The sequence below is a fragment of the Novosphingobium sp. genome, assembly GCF_032093395.1.
GTDB lineage: Bacteria > Pseudomonadota > Alphaproteobacteria > Sphingomonadales > Sphingomonadaceae > Novosphingobium.
Genome location: NZ_DAMDBA010000020.1, coordinates 1 through 15,557, shown reverse-complemented (window position 1 = coordinate 15,557; position 15,557 = coordinate 1). Strand labels below are relative to the sequence as shown.

13 protein-coding genes are annotated in these 15,557 nt (G+C 63.0%); 4 read left to right on the top strand and 9 right to left on the bottom strand.

The genetic code is table 11. The features are described from left to right. Window positions 1–166 precede the first annotated feature (166 nt). A complete protein-coding gene (locus tag RT424_RS09375; protein ID WP_313436799.1) occupies window positions 167–3,601 on the top strand; it encodes an AAA domain-containing protein in 3,435 nt (1,144 codons plus the stop codon). A 150-nt stretch (window positions 3,602–3,751) separates the two neighbouring features. After that, window positions 3,752–4,852 carry a MucR family transcriptional regulator gene (locus RT424_RS09370; protein ID WP_313436796.1) on the top strand — a complete coding sequence of 367 codons (1,101 nt, stop codon included), beginning with the start codon at window positions 3,752–3,754 and terminating at the stop codon, window positions 4,850–4,852. A gap of 120 nt (window positions 4,853–4,972) precedes the next feature. Here RT424_RS09370 and rlxS read toward each other — a convergent pair whose 3' ends face one another. The 8 genes from rlxS to RT424_RS09330 all read right to left on the bottom strand — a co-directional run bounded on the left by rlxS (window position 4,973) and on the right by RT424_RS09330 (window position 12,085). Continuing rightward, window positions 4,973–6,928, bottom strand: a complete 1,956-nt coding sequence (gene rlxS, locus RT424_RS09365) for a relaxase/mobilization nuclease RlxS (RefSeq protein ID WP_313436793.1) — start codon at window positions 6,926–6,928, stop codon at window positions 4,973–4,975. 962 nt (window positions 6,929–7,890) lie between these two features. Beyond that, window positions 7,891–8,520 carry a lytic transglycosylase domain-containing protein gene (locus RT424_RS09360; protein ID WP_313436790.1) on the bottom strand — a complete coding sequence of 210 codons (630 nt, stop codon included), beginning with the start codon at window positions 8,518–8,520 and terminating at the stop codon, window positions 7,891–7,893. Continuing rightward, entirely contained in the window at window positions 8,508–9,092 is a 585-nt protein-coding gene (locus RT424_RS09355) for a S26 family signal peptidase (RefSeq protein WP_313436788.1), read from the bottom strand. Before RT424_RS09355 ends, RT424_RS09360 begins: the two co-directional genes overlap by 13 nt. Next, a complete protein-coding gene (locus RT424_RS09350) occupies window positions 9,089–9,319 on the bottom strand; it encodes a helix-turn-helix domain-containing protein (protein ID WP_313436785.1) in 231 nt (76 codons plus the stop codon). The genes RT424_RS09355 and RT424_RS09350 overlap by 4 nt, the downstream gene beginning before the upstream one ends. Window positions 9,320–9,431: 112 nt before the next feature. Then, window positions 9,432–9,707 carry a cold shock domain-containing protein gene (locus RT424_RS09345; RefSeq protein ID WP_409521463.1) on the bottom strand — a complete coding sequence of 92 codons (276 nt, stop codon included), beginning with the start codon at window positions 9,705–9,707 and terminating at the stop codon, window positions 9,432–9,434. A gap of 80 nt (window positions 9,708–9,787) precedes the next feature. Continuing rightward, window positions 9,788–10,687 carry a HEPN domain-containing protein gene (locus RT424_RS09340; protein ID WP_313436782.1) on the bottom strand — a complete coding sequence of 300 codons (900 nt, stop codon included), beginning with the start codon at window positions 10,685–10,687 and terminating at the stop codon, window positions 9,788–9,790. 74 nt (window positions 10,688–10,761) lie between these two features. Next, window positions 10,762–11,667 carry a HEPN domain-containing protein gene (locus RT424_RS09335; protein WP_313436780.1) on the bottom strand — a complete coding sequence of 302 codons (906 nt, stop codon included), beginning with the start codon at window positions 11,665–11,667 and terminating at the stop codon, window positions 10,762–10,764. A 97-nt stretch (window positions 11,668–11,764) separates the two neighbouring features. Next, on the bottom strand, window positions 11,765–12,085 hold the full coding sequence (locus tag RT424_RS09330) for a DUF736 domain-containing protein (RefSeq protein ID WP_313436778.1): 321 nt from the start codon (window positions 12,083–12,085) through the stop codon (window positions 11,765–11,767). A gap of 878 nt (window positions 12,086–12,963) precedes the next feature. Here RT424_RS09330 and RT424_RS09325 point away from each other — a divergent pair. Both RT424_RS09325 and RT424_RS09320 read left to right on the top strand, forming a co-directional pair. Further along, complete coding sequence (locus tag RT424_RS09325; protein ID WP_313436775.1) at window positions 12,964–13,194, top strand: hypothetical protein; 231 nt, start codon at window positions 12,964–12,966, stop codon at window positions 13,192–13,194. A 230-nt stretch (window positions 13,195–13,424) separates the two neighbouring features. Further along, entirely contained in the window at window positions 13,425–13,619 is a 195-nt protein-coding gene (locus RT424_RS09320; RefSeq protein ID WP_313436773.1) for a hypothetical protein, read from the top strand. Between the two features lie 182 nt (window positions 13,620–13,801). Here the strand turns inward: RT424_RS09320 and RT424_RS09315 are convergent. After that, window positions 13,802–15,557: ParB/RepB/Spo0J family partition protein (locus RT424_RS09315; RefSeq protein ID WP_313436770.1), on the bottom strand; the 1,756-nt coding region annotated here is incomplete at its 5' end.

Sequence of the window (15,557 nt, the reverse complement as noted above, 5' to 3'; positions counted from 1 at the left end):
CGGGTGCACTTCAGAACCGGCAGACGCTTTTTTGCCATCGCTGCTGTGATGAGCGAGTCGATGAAGACGGCCAGTCCTGCACCGTATTGGATGATTGGATCATCCGCCGGTTGATTACGTGATATTAATCATGACAATCCCGCCCCATGAAGGCATGCGGCGTATCATGACGAGCGATACTCAGAAGGTTACCAAGTACTGGCGCAATTCGCTGGCCGATGCAGAACTGGGACGCGGCACCTTCACCCAGAAGGAAGCGGGCGATTTTCTAATGGTCGACCACGCGAGCCTCGATGCCGGGCGCCTCCCTTCAAATCTCGTTGCCGCCCTGTTCAGCGCCAATGCCTCGCCGAATGAAACATTTGCGATCATCCTGCGCCCCTTCGTCTTTGCCTCACGCACCGAGCGCGGGCAGAAGCGTAGCAGCCTTCCCGAAGTCGTGACGCCGATTGCAACGCGGATGACGGTAACCCGCGACGGCTGGCTCATTCGCCCGGTCAGCAGCGTTGTCCCGCGCGACATTCTCGAACCTCTGCATCGCATGGCCTTCACGGTGGGCACGATCGATGCGCTCGACACGTTTGTCACCACGCACCCGCTGTCCGAAGACTGCCAATGGGCGGACTACGTCGAGCACGCGGAAGGCCTCATGGGGGGCGTCGCATCCGCCCTTGAGGAAGATCAACGCTTCGAATTCGCTCCGCACGGTTATATCCAGCGCTCCGACGGGCATGGCAGCATGTCCGCCAATGTTCTTGCGCTCTACGACCAGATCGAGCTGGACAGCGCTTACGGCCCACTTCTCGCTACATTTGCCGGCCAGAACGAACAACGCACCGAGCCGTGCCTCCCCGAAAACTCGCGTTTTGCAGAGCGCCTCGGCCACTCAAGCGATACCTATGCGCTGGCACCCGCTCAGCGCGAGGCCCTTGCTCACTTGACGGCCTCCAAGGACGGCGAAGTCCTCGCGGTCAACGGCCCGCCCGGTACCGGCAAAACGACCATGCTCCTCTCGGTCATCACGACGCTTTGGGCCAAGGCGGCGCTCGAACAGAGTGAAGCACCGCTGATCGTCGCGACATCGACGAACAACCAGGCCGTGACCAACATTCTCGATGCGTTCGGCGCCGACTATGCCAAAGGCACCGGGCCTTTCGCCGGGCGATGGCTGCCGGCCCTGCGCAGCTTCGGGTCCTATTTCCCATCGAAGCGGCGCGAGAGCGAGGCTGCCAGGACCTATCAGATTGCCGCCTTCTTCGATTGCCTCGAGGACGCCGATCAGGTCGAGCAATGCCGTCTTGCCTATCTCGACGCGGCAGCCAAAGCGTTCCCCCATCTTCAGCCACTGACCGTCGCAACCGTCGTCACCGCGCTGCACGAGCGGTTGACCGATCAGGCGCAGATGCTGTCGGCGATCGAGCATGCCTGGGAGGGACTGCTCCAAGCGCGAGCGGTCGTTCATGCAGAACTGGGTCCGGATCCGCGAGAGTCGCGCGCCGATCGGGCTGAGAGTCTCGAAGCGGCCGAGGCCGCGCTGTGCCGGACACAAGCGATCTCGAGCCTCTGGGACCTGCACCAGGCCTCCGAGCCGGTTCTTCACACCTTGCTTGGCTGGCTCCCCTCGATCGCAAAACGCCGGCTTGCCGCAGCCCGGGCAGCTCTTGCTTCAGACTGGTCCGGCCCTCTGCCCGAATGGACAAGCATGGGGGATATCTCGTCATCGGTGAGGACTGAAGTTACTCAGGCGCAGTCGGCGGTGGGCGAATGTATCGCAGCGCTCGGTCGCGCTGACGCAGCGATCGCCGGCGAAGCCACCGCCCGCGGCATCTGGACGAATGCCCTCTCGGTGCTGTCGATTACGCCGGAAACAGCGTCTTCCGTGACACTTGCCGACGCCGACGAGGCTGCGGATCGCCTGCTTCGCTTCCCGATCTTCCTGACGACGACCCACTATTGGGAAGGACGCTGGCTACTCGACATGGCGGCCGACCCGGACATTCCGGCCAAGCAGAAGAAAACCGGCAGGATCCCGATGACGGCGCGGTGGGCACGCCGCATGAAGCTGACGCCGTGCGCTGTGTCGACGTTTTACATGCTGCCACGACTGCTGTGCGCGAGCCGGTTCCAGGACGGCGATTTTCTGCCGGACTATCTCTACGGCCAGATCGATCTTCTGATTGTTGACGAAGCCGGACAGGTTACACCGGAAATTGCCGGGGCATCGTTCGCCCTTGCCAAGCGCGCGCTGATCATTGGAGACACCGCCCAGATCGAGCCGATCTGGAGCGTGCCCAGTCGGAACGATGTCGGCAATCTGAGGCAGGCCGGCCTCATTGGCGGCGATGACAACGGGCCGGACCTGGCCGCCTTCCTCGAGACAGGCCGCGCCGCGTCGTCGGGCAGCGTGATGAGGATTGCCCAGCATGCGTCTCGCTATCACCAGGATGCAGATCTCGAGCGCGGCCTGATGCTCTACGAGCATCGGCGCTGTTTCGACGAGATCGTCGGGTACTGCAACGATCTTTGCTATCGCGGCAAATTGCAGCCGAAGCGCGGGCTCAAATCGGAAGCCCGCAAAAGCGACGGCTTCCCTGCCCTCGGCTACCTTCATATCGACGGTCGGTGCGATGCTATCGCCGGCGGCAGCCGCCGGAATGCCCTCGAGGCGGAAACGATCGCCCGGTGGCTGGTTGATCGGCAAGAGGAACTGCTGGCCGCGTACCCCGGCAAGACCCTCGCTGACATCGTCGGCATCGTCACACCGTTCGCCGGCCAAGCCCGGGCCATCACATCGGCGCTCGGACGCCAGGAAAGCCTTGCCGGCTCCAATGTGACGATCGGTACAATCAATACGTTCCAGGGCGGCCAAAGGCCGGTAATCCTGTTCTCCCCGACATATTCCAAGCACGCAGACGGCGCTTTCATCGACGCCAAGGCCAGCATGCTCAACGTGGCGGTATCGCGCGCGATGAACAGCTTCCTGGTGTTCGGCGACATGGACTGCTTCTCTTCAGCGGCGCCGGGCAGCCCGCGCGGCCGGTTGAGGCAGCGGCTCCTGGCGCACGAAGGCAATCGGCTGTTGTTCGACGCACCTGAGCGGCCCGATCTCACGCGCGAGGCAGGCCTGGTGCACCTCACCGATCTCGATGCCCACGACGGCTTTTTACGCGACGCCCTGGAGGAATGCCGCAGCGACATTCACATCGTCACCCCGTGGCTGACCGACCGCGGGCTGCAGGGTGCCAGGATCGTTCCCCTCATCGAGGCCGCCGCAAACTCCGGGGTCTCAGTCACGGTCTATACCGACCGCGCTCTGAATGATCGGCGGAGTAAGCAGGATAAGGGCGCCATCGAGAGCTTTACCACTGCAAAAAAGAACCTCGAAGGTGTCGGGGCCATCGTCGTGGAAGTGAAGGACGTGCACAGCAAAATCGTGATGGCCGACAACGACGTCTATTGCGTGGGATCATTCAACTGGCTCAGCGCTGCCCGTGAAGGCGCCTTCGTTCGCCACGAGACCTCGCTCGCGTATCGGGGAACCAGCGTCTCGCCTGAGATCGAAACCATGAAAGACAGTTTGCGGAAGCGGGCGATCATCTGATCCATCCCGGACCAAGTCGGGGGTTATACTGTAAAGAACGCGTCATGGCTCACTAGCGACAGCCGGGTACCCGTCTAAAATCGGCTTTACTTGGAGCGCGAATGGGAAGACAAAGGCACCCTCCGATAAACCTCAGAAGAGGGACTTTCCATGTCCGACACCGAGCAGCCACAGCTCGCCCGCCTGACAGTTGAATTGCTCAGCGCCTTTGTCTCCAACAACACCATCTCGAGCGATGCGCTTCCCGCCCTGATCAAGGCGACCCGCAGCGCACTCGCCGGAGACGCCGGGAAGCCGCAGGTCGAAGAGCCAGAATACAAGCCGGCTGTTTCGGTTGAAGAAAGCCTTGCCTCTCGCGACCACATTCTCAGCCTGATCGACGGGAAGCCGTACAAGGCACTGAAGCGGCATCTGGCCAACAACGGCCTTACTCCGGAAGAGTACCGCAAGCGCTACAATCTTCCCGCCACCTATCCCATGGTATCGCCGAGTTATTCCGAGCAGCGTCGGGCTTTTGCCAAGGCATCCGGTCTTGGCGGCAGCGGTAATGCAGTAGCACGCGCAGCGCCGGCCACATCCAAGGCTCCGGACACCTCGGCGCCCGCCCCGGCGAAGACCGGTAAGGCAATTAAGGCAGAACCGAAGAAGGCGGCTTCCAAGCCGGCACCGGTTGCCAAGGCTGTAACTAAGGCATCGAGCAAGCCTTCCGGAAAGGCAGCGCCAGCGCCGCAATCCGCGCCTGCCGTAGAAGCCCCGGCTGCCAAGGCTTCGGCTTCGAAGCCGAAAAAGGCTGCGAAGATGGCGAACAGGCCGACGCCAAAGTCCGCAGCCGACATTGCCGCCGCTCAAAAAGCCAAACCTGAAGAAAAGAAGGCGGCCGCGACGAAGAGCGAGCCTGCAAGCACGGCGAAGGCTCCGAGCAAGCCATCGCGGCGCATGGCAAGGACGCCTGCCAGCGCCGCATCGGCAGCGCCCGCTTCAGCTCCGGTAGCTAGCGAACCCGCTGTTGAGGCACCGGCAGCAAAGAAGCCTGCGGCAACGAAGGCCGCCGAGGCAGCAACGCCTACAGCTGCGAAGCCGAAGGCTGCAGCCGCACCCAAGACCAACGCTAAGGCGCCTGCTCCGAAAAAGGGCCGGTCGAAGCTTGGCATCAAGGTGCCTGCTGCAGACCCGCCGGCATCGGCGGCATCCGCGCCGTCGGCACCTGCCGAGGCAACAACGGCCCCGAACACTGCAGACACGAAGGCCTGAAGGTCAACCCGGCCGGCATCAAACCGCCGGTCTGATTGACTTCCAAGGGCGGCCATTTACGATCGGATGGTCGCCCCCGCTGTTTTTCCGCGTCGCCAAAAGACCGTCCGCGCCAAACGATCACGAAATCTCCGGCCCCGATCGGCCCCGCCCGAACTGCCAGTTGATACCGGCTTCGCGCATGATACCGCCGGCCTGCTGACCAAGCTGTTTTTCGAGCACCGGCCTCCAGGGAACGAGCGTGAATTCGTGGCTGCGCTCGATGAGAGCAAATCGATCGGAAATCCCATCGATCCGCCGGCTTATCTTTCCCTCGATCCAATCGCCCGACTTCGCCTCGGCGAATTCCTTTCCTAGCTCGCTGGAAAGGCCCGCCGCAAGGCGAAGCAATTCGCGCCTCTGCAGCAATGCGAGGACATTCTGCCGGAGCCTCACACCGCTCGGCGCAACATCGGCCAGGTCCTGCTCGACCAGCCACTGGCGCCGCTGATCCAGACCCGCGCGAGCTTCCCGGCCGAATCCCGCGTCGCGCATGGCCAAGCCGGAAGGCGAAGCGAGCTCGCGATCGAGCCAGGTCGTCCCCTCCATCGCGGCCATCCGATCCACTGCTCCCGCGCCCAGCATTTCAACATTGACCGGTCGCGACTGCACATCCCGCTGCTCGAAGCGTTCGGCGATTGCCAGATGTCCTTCGGAAATCCGCCAGGACCCATCGATTTCTCGGGTAACGTCGAACCGGGCCCGCCGCATGGCCTCGAGCCTGCGCACATGCGTTTGCGCATAGGCATGGGTGACAGAGCGGTCGCGGCGTTGATGCAGAGCCACTGAATACCGCCCCTCATTGGCCTGCGACACCGCGAGCACATTGCGATCGATTTCGCGCACCTCGGGTATCCTGGGACTGACCCGTACAATAGCGCCGCGCGGCAACTGTTCGATAGCGGTTGCCGGCCCGATGTCGACATAGTGCGAACGACCATCAATGCCATCGACCAGCAGGAAATGCCGGTCGCGATGTTCGTCCGCAAGCCCGCGACAAATGACACGGCCGACGATCGGTCCCGTTTCCAGCGAGTAGATGCGCTGGTCCTGTCGGTCCAGTCTAGCCCGCGTGACTTCGCGCTGCATCAGGCGGATGATGTCGCCGCGCTCTCCCATGGCCCTCAGGGTTTCATCGAACCGATCCGCAAGCTGCCAGCGCCCATCCCCGAATTCGCTGGCAAGATCCATCCTCTTCAGAGCCTGTAGACGCCCCGCCTCCAGTGCCTGGAAAAACGGATCACGGTCGTGCGGAGAGACGCACCGATCTGCATCCATCCGCCCCAAGAGCCGGCGATCGAGACCCGTGAGCCGCTCCTGCTCCATTTCGTGGCGTAACCGGGCTTCGATTTCGTGGTCCGCGCGTGGGCCTAGATCGAGAGACATAAGCTCCACCGCGCGTTCGCGGAAGCCATGAGAAATGTAGTCGCGCGCAATAACGAGATCCTTGCCCCGATCGTCGATACCGCGAAGCACGATATGGGTGTGAGGATGACCGGTGTTATGGTGGTCGACAGCCACCCACTCAAGCTTGGTTCCCAGATCCTCTTCGACCTGGTTCATGAGCCGGCGAATGTAGGGTTTGAGATCTCCATATTGGTCGCCGTCCTCGGCCGAAACGATGAAGCGGAACTGGTGCCGGTCGCCCTTCGAGCGTTCGAGGAATTCGGCGCCATCCATGCGGTCGTCGTGGGGCCCGTACAGCACACCCCGTTCGCCCTCCTTCGTCACGCCGTCGCGCTGAATGTAATGGAGGTGCGCCTTGAGGGCGCTCGCGCTGGGCCCGCGTACCCTCACCAGCCTCGTCTTCACGACGACACGGCGGGCCCGATATCCCGCCAGCCGGTCCCGCCCCGAAAGCGCACGGCCAAGCGCAGCTCCACGACCGATACGGCTGCCGACGAGCTTGCCGCCTTTCTTCCCGCTGCCGATGAGGCCAGCGGCGACGGCGACGCGGCTCGCATATTTCACTACCTTTCTGGCGCGCACATCGCGCTGCCGGCCGAGGCGCGGCTTGAAATCGTCGTCGAAATCCATGCAAGGTCTCCCGAATGGCCATGTCTCGCGAAAGTCTCTCCGCAGGGGCTTCAGTCTCTCCAAGAAACGATGTGCAGACAGAAACTTAAGCGTGTCGTGAGACACGCCTTCTATCTTGTTGTCCCGCCCACCTCCGCCATCTCCCCGCCTCCAGCCTACCTCCAAGCAACAGAACCCCCATCCGACCCAGTGCAGCCAACGCTGCCCCCCGAACGGCAATGGCCGGCACGCGGGTACCCGCTTACCCACGTCCCGGCCGCAATTTCTCGCCCTGTCCTCATCGCAAGGACGCGTAAGCCGCGCGCGCTTCGGCCTCACTCGCGCAATCGCGCCGCGCAACGAGCCCCTGCGCTTGCCCCTCGCCATCCACAATGCTGACCGCTGCAAACCAGCGCCCATCGAGCCGCCCCACCACCGCCACCCGATGAATTCGCCATCCGCATCCTCACCGTGCTCCCAGGCGCCGAGCCACCGCTCGCAGACCCGCGCATCCCACACAAAATCGCTCTCCTCCGCTTCCAGAAACCGCGCGGCCAATGCGCTTGCCGCACCGCGCCCGAACTCGATTTCGAGCCCCTCAACCAGCCTCTCCAGGACCTGATCCGCCGCAGCCGAGATGTTCACGTAAGCAACCATGATAGCCTCCTTCGCCTAAGCATCCCCGCCGTTCGAGGACCTTTCCTGGACGACGGTTGGCGCAGCGGCTGTCAGGGCCGCGCCGGCTTGCCGGTGCGCCGCGAAGCGGCGGCGGAGGAACCGATTTTGTTGCAGGGAAACAAACAAACTCGCGCGCGCAGCGCGCTCATTCTCTGCAGCAAAATTGGAGGGGCCGCCGGCCTTTACAGCCGCTGCAGAGACCGTCACGCTGGTAAGTCCGAGAGAGGTGTTGACCTCTCCGCCTAGCGCACGATCGCAGATAAGCTCTGTCCCAAAAAGACCGCCGGCCCTGCATCACCTAGCGATCAGGGCACTGCGCGGACCGCAAACATCGGATCGACGGCCTGCCTGGTTTCATCCGCTGTCACTGCACCCGAACCACCGCCGCCGATGCCGATGAACATCCTGTGCTGGGCAGAAGCGTCGATCCGGGAGCCAGGATCGATCGCGGCCTCATTTGCGCCCGCCGCTACTTGCGCAAGATAGCTGCGTGTCTCTGCGGGAAGCGACTGTACGCCTGCGAGGTACTTTTCGTAACGTCCGGGTCCCGCGTTGTAGGCTGCAAACAAGCCCGGATAACCGAAGCGATCGTAAAGCAGGCGCAGGTAGAACGTGCCTGCCAGGATATTGTCGCGCGGGTCGTCGGGATCGTTTCCAAGCCCGAGACGGGCGCGCATCTCCGCCCAGGTCCCGGGCATGAGCTGCATCAGTCCCATGGCGCCCTTGACGCTGCGGATCGGACGGCCTCCCAGCCGTGTGCGCCCCCGGCTTTCGGCACGCATCACTCGCGCGATCCAGCTGGTTGGAACACCGAACCTTGCGGAAGCCTCGGCGATGTGGGGAGCCCAGCGCTCGACGTCGTCGGCGCTGGCGGGGCTGGCGAGACTTGCCGCGATGACCGTCGCGGCGGCGATCAGGCCCTTCAGCGCGCCCATATGCGCCTCGCCGGCCCGATGATGTCCGCGCTGCCGGTGATGCCGAAATAGCGACCATCGAAGGATTCCGGGCTGTTCTTCATCAGCAGGAAGTACTGGCCGTGACGCAGCCGCCAACAGCCCTCCCACCAGGGCATCGGACGTCCTTGGCCGTCGCGCAGGCGGCGCTCGACGGTTGGCACGCCGTCGATAAAAATCAGGGGCCCCAGCGCGCAGACTTCCTGGCCCTTAGAAGCGGCCACACGCTTAACCAGTGGAACATTGCTGGGGAGGTAGCGACGCGTGGCGGCAAATTCCCGCCAGGCATAGGGCATGCGCGCAATGACCGTCTCCCCCGGCAGGACTTGCCGTTTGCGATTGACCCAATACAGGCCCGTGGGGGCACTTGCGCTGGCATTCCAGACCAACAACGGGAGCGGTGGCATCGCTGCGGATTGACCCAAAGCGCCCACCCAGAAGCTTGCCCATACGGCAATGACCAGGCGCTTTTTGAAGCGGCGCTTTTCGGCTCGAGCCTGAGTGCCGAGCGGTTGCAGCGGTGCCTCGCTGCGAGGCTTTGAAAGCCCGCTCACCGGCGGAAAGCCCGGCCGGAGTTGGCTTCGCTCCAGGCATCTAGATCATCGATATGGTACTGGATGAACCGGCAATGTCGGCGGTAGATCGGCCCGCCGCCGCCCCGCCTGAGCCTGAGCAGAAGGCGGATGGATATGCCGAGATAGTTGGCAGCCTGGGGAGTGTTGAGGAACGGGGAGCCGCGCTTGGCGCGCTGCGCCCGGCCGACCTGGTCAGAATCTTCCATGGTGTCCCTTCCGTGCATCGGGCGGCACCGAGCCGCCCGTGAGGGACACTCAAATGAGGGAAAACCTGCCGGTCAGGCAGAGTCGAAAACGGCTATAGGCAAATTCGACTCTTCAGCGCTCAGCGGTACGCAGCCCCGCCAGATTGACGGCAGACACCTTCCCGTTCCGCGCAACAAGGACCTCATAGGAGACGCGTTGCCCGACCGTCAGCACCATCAATCCCGACGCCTCGACCGCCGACAAATGGACGAAGCAATCAGCGCCGCCGTCGTCAGGCGTAATGAACCCGTAGCCATTTCGCGCATTGAATGTCGTAACCCTGCCCTTTGGCATGTTCGCCCCCCTGCCAGGGGTGTAATGGTTCGCGGACGAGGCGGATTTGGTCAATCCGGTAGCACCCGCGAATCTGGGTCACGTAGCAATCCGGCACATCTCAAAGAAATCGCCGCAAGAAGCCGGGAACCAACTCAAAGTTCGGAAATTTGCTTCTCCGCGATGGCTTGAACCGCTGTTTGAAGCGCCTGAACCCGCTCGAACGTCCAGTCCAGTTCGGCATCGCTGATCGCGTAGTGGGGCGAGTAGCGCCCCTTGATGTAGGCCAGATGCAGAAGTTCGAAACAACGACGGGCAAACTTGTCCTCGCGCGGCCAGATCGGGATCAGATCGCGCGCAACGTTCTCGGCACGACCGCGCAGGAATTTGAGATGATGCGAGAGCGGGCAGTGAAGCGTCTTGACCGCCAGGATGGCCTGATAGGATTGCTCAGCAGCCTGATGAAGCAGGAACGCCGCGTGGCTGTTCGCTCCCCGGGACAGGGCGAAATCCGCCATATCGAGGAAGATCTTGGCGCTGTCGAACCACTGATTGTAAAGCTGCTGCGTTTGCAGGCGAAGTTCGTCCCGGTCCAGCTTTCGGGGCGGTTCGAACTGCATCGAGCCGCATTGATAAAGGGCTATTCCCTTCCGCAAAACGTCCACAAAAAACGGGCCTCCGTGTCCAAGTTGCCGGGTGAAGTCCTCCAGGGAGTGGACAATCAGGTTTGGCAGCGCCGAAATACGCTTGGCTATTGAATGCTCGCGCGCGAGAGCGGCCTTTGCCTTGCGCCAATGGGCCACTTCGTCGGCTAGTCGCTCATGATTGACAACGACGAGGACATCATAATCCCACGCATGACCGGCCATTGGGCAGGCATCCCAATCGGGGGCCGCATAAGCACCGTAGAGGATGACACTCAGGATCCGGCCCCGCCTTTTCCAAGGCTGCGTTGCGCGAGCGACGAGGTCGTCGAATTCCGAGAAGATGATCTGGACTATCCGGTCGAGGTCGCTTTGCTTCTGTCCGGATAAGTGGCCAAGATCAGTCTTCATAATCACCTCGCGTCAAAACGTCTGGCGGGAGACTCCAATCACCGATGAACACCCTACGCTGGAGACCAACTTTTTCAGTCCAGCGACTTGCCCAGGTGCTTCTCACAGATCGACCTGACCTCGGTTTCGAGCAGTTCGATGCGCTCGACCAGCCATTCCAGCTCGACATCACGAATGACATAGTGCGGGGAGTACCGGCCCTTGACGTAAGCCTGATAGAGCAGCTCCCAGCACCGGGCGCCGAACTTGGTATCGCGCGGCCAGATGGGGATCAGATCCCGCGCGATATCTTCGGCGCGACCGCGGAGAAACTTCAAGTTATGCGATTTTGGGCTATATAGTTTCAGCACCAGAAGTACCGTGTGGTAGAAGTTCTCCGTTGCTTGATGCAGCTGAAACGCAGGGATATTATCCCCTCCCTGGGCTATCAAGAATTTAGCGGCTTGGAGAAACTGACTTCCACTGTCGAACCACTGTTTAAAATGGTTTTCCGCCTCGATGTGCGCCACCGCGCTGTCGAGCGGTTTGGGCATTTCGAACTGCTGGGCTTCCAGTTCATACAGGACGATGCCCTCTCGCACGATGTCGACGAAGAACGGCCGTCCGCGCGCAAGTTGGAAGTTCGCGTCCGCCATCGAATGGACGGTGAGACCAACAGGTGCCGAGATCACCTTGGTAATGTCGTATGCCCGATTGAGGTGGTCCTTGGCCTTGCCCCAGTACTCGGCTTCATCGGCAAGGCGTTCGTCGCTGACCACGACGAGGATATCGTAATCGGAATAGTATCGGCCCACCGGGTCGGCGACCCAGTCCCCACGCGCGTATGAACCGTAGAGGATCACTTTCATGATCCGCCCCTGCTTCTTCCAGCCCTGAGTGGCGAGCGCGAGAACGTCCTCGAATTCATGGAAGACGATCTCCACAACACGCTTCAGGTCTGCGCGCTTTGCTTCCGGGAGATGGCCTAGATCAGTTTTCATAATCACCTGATTCTAGACGAGTTCGGGGCGAGAACAACACTTGTGTTGGACACGGAATGAAGAAATCCCCGCGCCGAAACGGCGCGGGGACCGGCTGTCAGTCGGCCGGATTCCAGATGATCGCAAAGCTGTCCTCGTCGTCCCGGCCTGCCGCGCGCCCGAGATTGGCGTAGAGCCGGCGGGGACCGAATTCCGGGGCCGCCAGGCTGAGCGACACATAGTCGTTGCCCGAGCTTTCGCTGCGGCGCAGCCACCCGGCGCCGACCTCGACCCCGCCCGAGGAAACCCGGTAGTCGGGCTGGGCGTCGCTGGTCTTGCGGGGATTGGGGGTGATCTCGATCTCGGCGCGGATCGAGAGGGTGCGAAGCTGGCCCTTGAAGCTGTGGCCATCGCGCGTGACATATCCGATTGCTGGCATTGTTCGTCTCCTGAGTGGGTCGTCCCGGACCGATTTCCCGGACGATGGCAGACCGGCAGGAACGGCTCGCCAGGGCCCGCGAACCCTTGGGCCGAAGCGCAGCGCAGGACAGGAGCCGGCGGCTTATTTGCGAGCGAAGCGCCCGCGAGGAGACCGCCAGGCGGTCGGGGAAATAAGTTGCCGGGCGATGGTTTCGACGGGACCGCGACCGCTTCCAGGTCATTGCCTTTCGGATCCGGGAATGGGTGCGGGCGCCCGGGCTCAGGAGCACAAAAGGATGCCGGCAATCGGATAAGTCTCTTGCGCGCAGCCAGTCAGCTTCGGCCGGCTTGCGGCCGGCGATTTCGCGGCAATCGATGATCCCAAACCCCCGCAAGGCCTGCCGGGGCACGGACCTGCCGCATTCGTTCGGACGGGGCCCTGGTCGGCGCCAGGTGATTGCGCCGGCGGGATAGTGCTGAACGCAGCGACCTGTCGCTCAGCCTCGTGAGGCACGCGAATTACGTTCCCCGCGCGCAGCCCGTCTCCGGGACGCGCGAATCGGGCGAGGACGACGGGGCCTGCTACGCAGCCAGATCGGGATCCGACCGACTGACAGCCGATCCCCGCGCGGTTTCGGTCGGGCATCTGTCCGCAACGCAGGCCCGTTTATTTCGGGAAAGAAGGCGTGGTCAGCGTGGCTTGCGGCGTCGTGATACCGCAGCGTGGAACACGGCAAGCGACGGCGGACAAGGCGACGGGCGCAGCACCTGGGCGGGCGAACATGATCTGCAAGGATCACCCGAATTGGGTATCGCGAAGTTGACATAGAGCAATGCTATTGAGGGCGGGCGCGACCAGGTCGGGAAACATGACCGAAGCGGCTGGAGGAGCCTGAAGTGAACATCTACACCCTGAAGTTTCCCGGCGACGGGAATGCGGGCGCCCTGCGTCTCGACTTCGATGCCGAAGATGCCGCCGAAGCGCTGGTGACCGCCCACCGGAAGGCGAGCGATGTGAGAGCCGGGCGTTCCGCCGAACTGTGGCAGGGAGCTCGCAGGCTTTGCACCATCCGGCATGGGTCGAACCCGGGCGAGAAACCGACATCAATGCGCTTTCAAACGGCCTGATACGGGGGACCGGCGAGCGTTGCCACTACGGAAAGACCGCCCCGGGGGGCATTGGGGCGGTCCCCCGTTAGGGTTGACGCGATCCGGACCAAAAGGAGGCGCCCGATCGCATCCGCGCCGCTAGCCACGCTGCGGCGCCGGGAAAACAGGCTTTCGATCAGGTGTTGGTCTGACGGGGCGATCCGCTTATCGCATCGCTGCCCGAGCCTGCCGCCGGCTACTTTGCGTCAGTGCCGGCGGGTGACGAGACGCGTTTCGCCGCAGAGGCTGCACGCGCCTTTACTGCGCTCGAAGCCATTGGCTCCGACCAGTTCGCGGGTCGCCTGTTCGACATGATCGAGCGGCGACAGACCCAGCGTCTGGGCAATGCAATCGTCGCAGACAGGTTCCGGAGCGAGACGCGAAACGAGTTTTCGATGGCTTGAAATGCGTCTGTTTTAACTTCTGTCATGGCTTTCCATGGGTGCCATCGGCAGGGCCTGACGGCAACGAACTTTTGCTATCAGCGGCGAGGCCGCGCCTGCCAGGGCGCGGCCTCGCCACCAAAATTTTCAATGCCCCAGCAGGATCGACCGGAGGCGGAAGGGTCCGCCTCCGGTCCATTTCTTCAGGCAGCTAGCCGGGAGCCATCGCCCTCCGTCTCCCCGTCGCGCCCATCGCCATCGGCAATGCCGGAGCCGGGCTCGCCCGGATGAAGTTCGTCCTCGCCGGAATCCGGGTCGGACACCTCGAACGCCCGGCGATGCGCGTTCACCGTGCCGACACCGCCCCGCTCGGTATATTGAGTGGGCGGAAACGCCATCCAGCGCGGCACCCAGCCTTCGCGCTTCACGCGCCCGTCAATGCCTGCAAGGTGGTCGCGGATGATGCCTTTCAGGGTCTTGCCCTTCTCCCTACCGTTGGCGCTCGCAACAACCTCGCCCGCAACTTCTCCCACCATCGCCAGCAGGACTTCACGGTCGCGCAGCGTATCGAGGAAGGCCGCATCCGCCTGCCACCAGTCGGCCATTGGGACAGTCATTCCCATGCCGACCGCTTCCACTGCCGCAGTTCCAGCCGCAAGGCTCTCGCCCATGACCACGGTCAGGATTTCCATGACCGTCTGGTCGGGAAGCTCGATGAGCCGTGCAAACAGGCGGCACAAATCCCGAGGCGATCCGCGCATGCCATAACCGCTTCCGCCGATCACGCCCCCGCCAATTACAGTCGGCTCGTCGCCTGGCAGGTTCAGCAAGGCGAGCACGGTGCGACGCGCGGTATCGAACACCGCTTCTGCCCGCGAGGTCTCGACGCTTTCCCTGACCGCATCGCTTTTCACCGCCTGCGGTTCGGGAGCGATCCGCCAGAGCGGCGATCCGGCAATGGCATGAGCGACCATGAGACGCAGGGCGAGGCCCGGACGGCCCAGCAGTTCGGCGCGCACGGCGGCATGGCGGTGCAGGTCGATATAGGTCTGGGTAATCGAAGTCAGTTCGGGACGGACTGCCTTGCCAGCCGCGCCGTCCCCGTTCCCGGCGCCGCCATTTTCCGAGCTGGCCTTGGCAAGCCGCGCGGCCTCCTTGCGCGAGAGATAACCCTCATGAATGACGACTTCGCCATTGGCGCGCACGTCGAGATAGACCCGCCCGCCCCTGCGCTTGGCGGTCTTCTCATACTCCCACGAATGGAAGTGGCTTTCGGGAGGAAGCACGACGGCGTCCGCCCAGCCAGCCTCGAGATAGGCCAGCCGCCTGGCGTCGATGGCGGCGTTCTGGAGGTCCCAGAAAGCGTCCGTCTCCGCAAAGTAGGCATCCTCCCCGAAGAGGTCGGCAACCGTCGAAAGCCCGCTTGCATCGACATCGAACAGCGCATGGCCGGTCGGCACCGACTGCCCCCCGAAGAGAAATGCTTTCAGCTGGAAGCCGCGAGGCAGGTAGGGGTCGGGATCGTCGACAAGGGCAAGCCATGTCTTCTGCTGCGCTTTCGAAGCCAACGTCAGGTGACGCACGGTCGCTGCGTCGATTTCCTCGGCGCGGTACATCTCACGAATGCGCGGGAGGAGATTGCCGAGTGCGAGAATGCGCTTCACCGCCAGATCGGGGAGGCCGAATGTCTGGCCGATCTCCGCAATACTGCGTCCTTCCTTCACCAGCCGGGTGAAGCAGGTCCAGCGCGAGACTTCATCGGGATCGAGTCTGGCGATGTTCTCGATCAGCGAGGCCTCGACCGCGCTCGCATCATCGGCATCGTCAAGGATCGCGCAGGGCAGCAGCGCCGCCTCGGGGTCCGGTTCCCCGGCCTCGGCGCAGGCCGCCAGCCTTTCGGCGCCGACCAGCTGCGCGGCATGGAAGCGGCGGCAACCGGCCACGATCTCGTAATGGCCA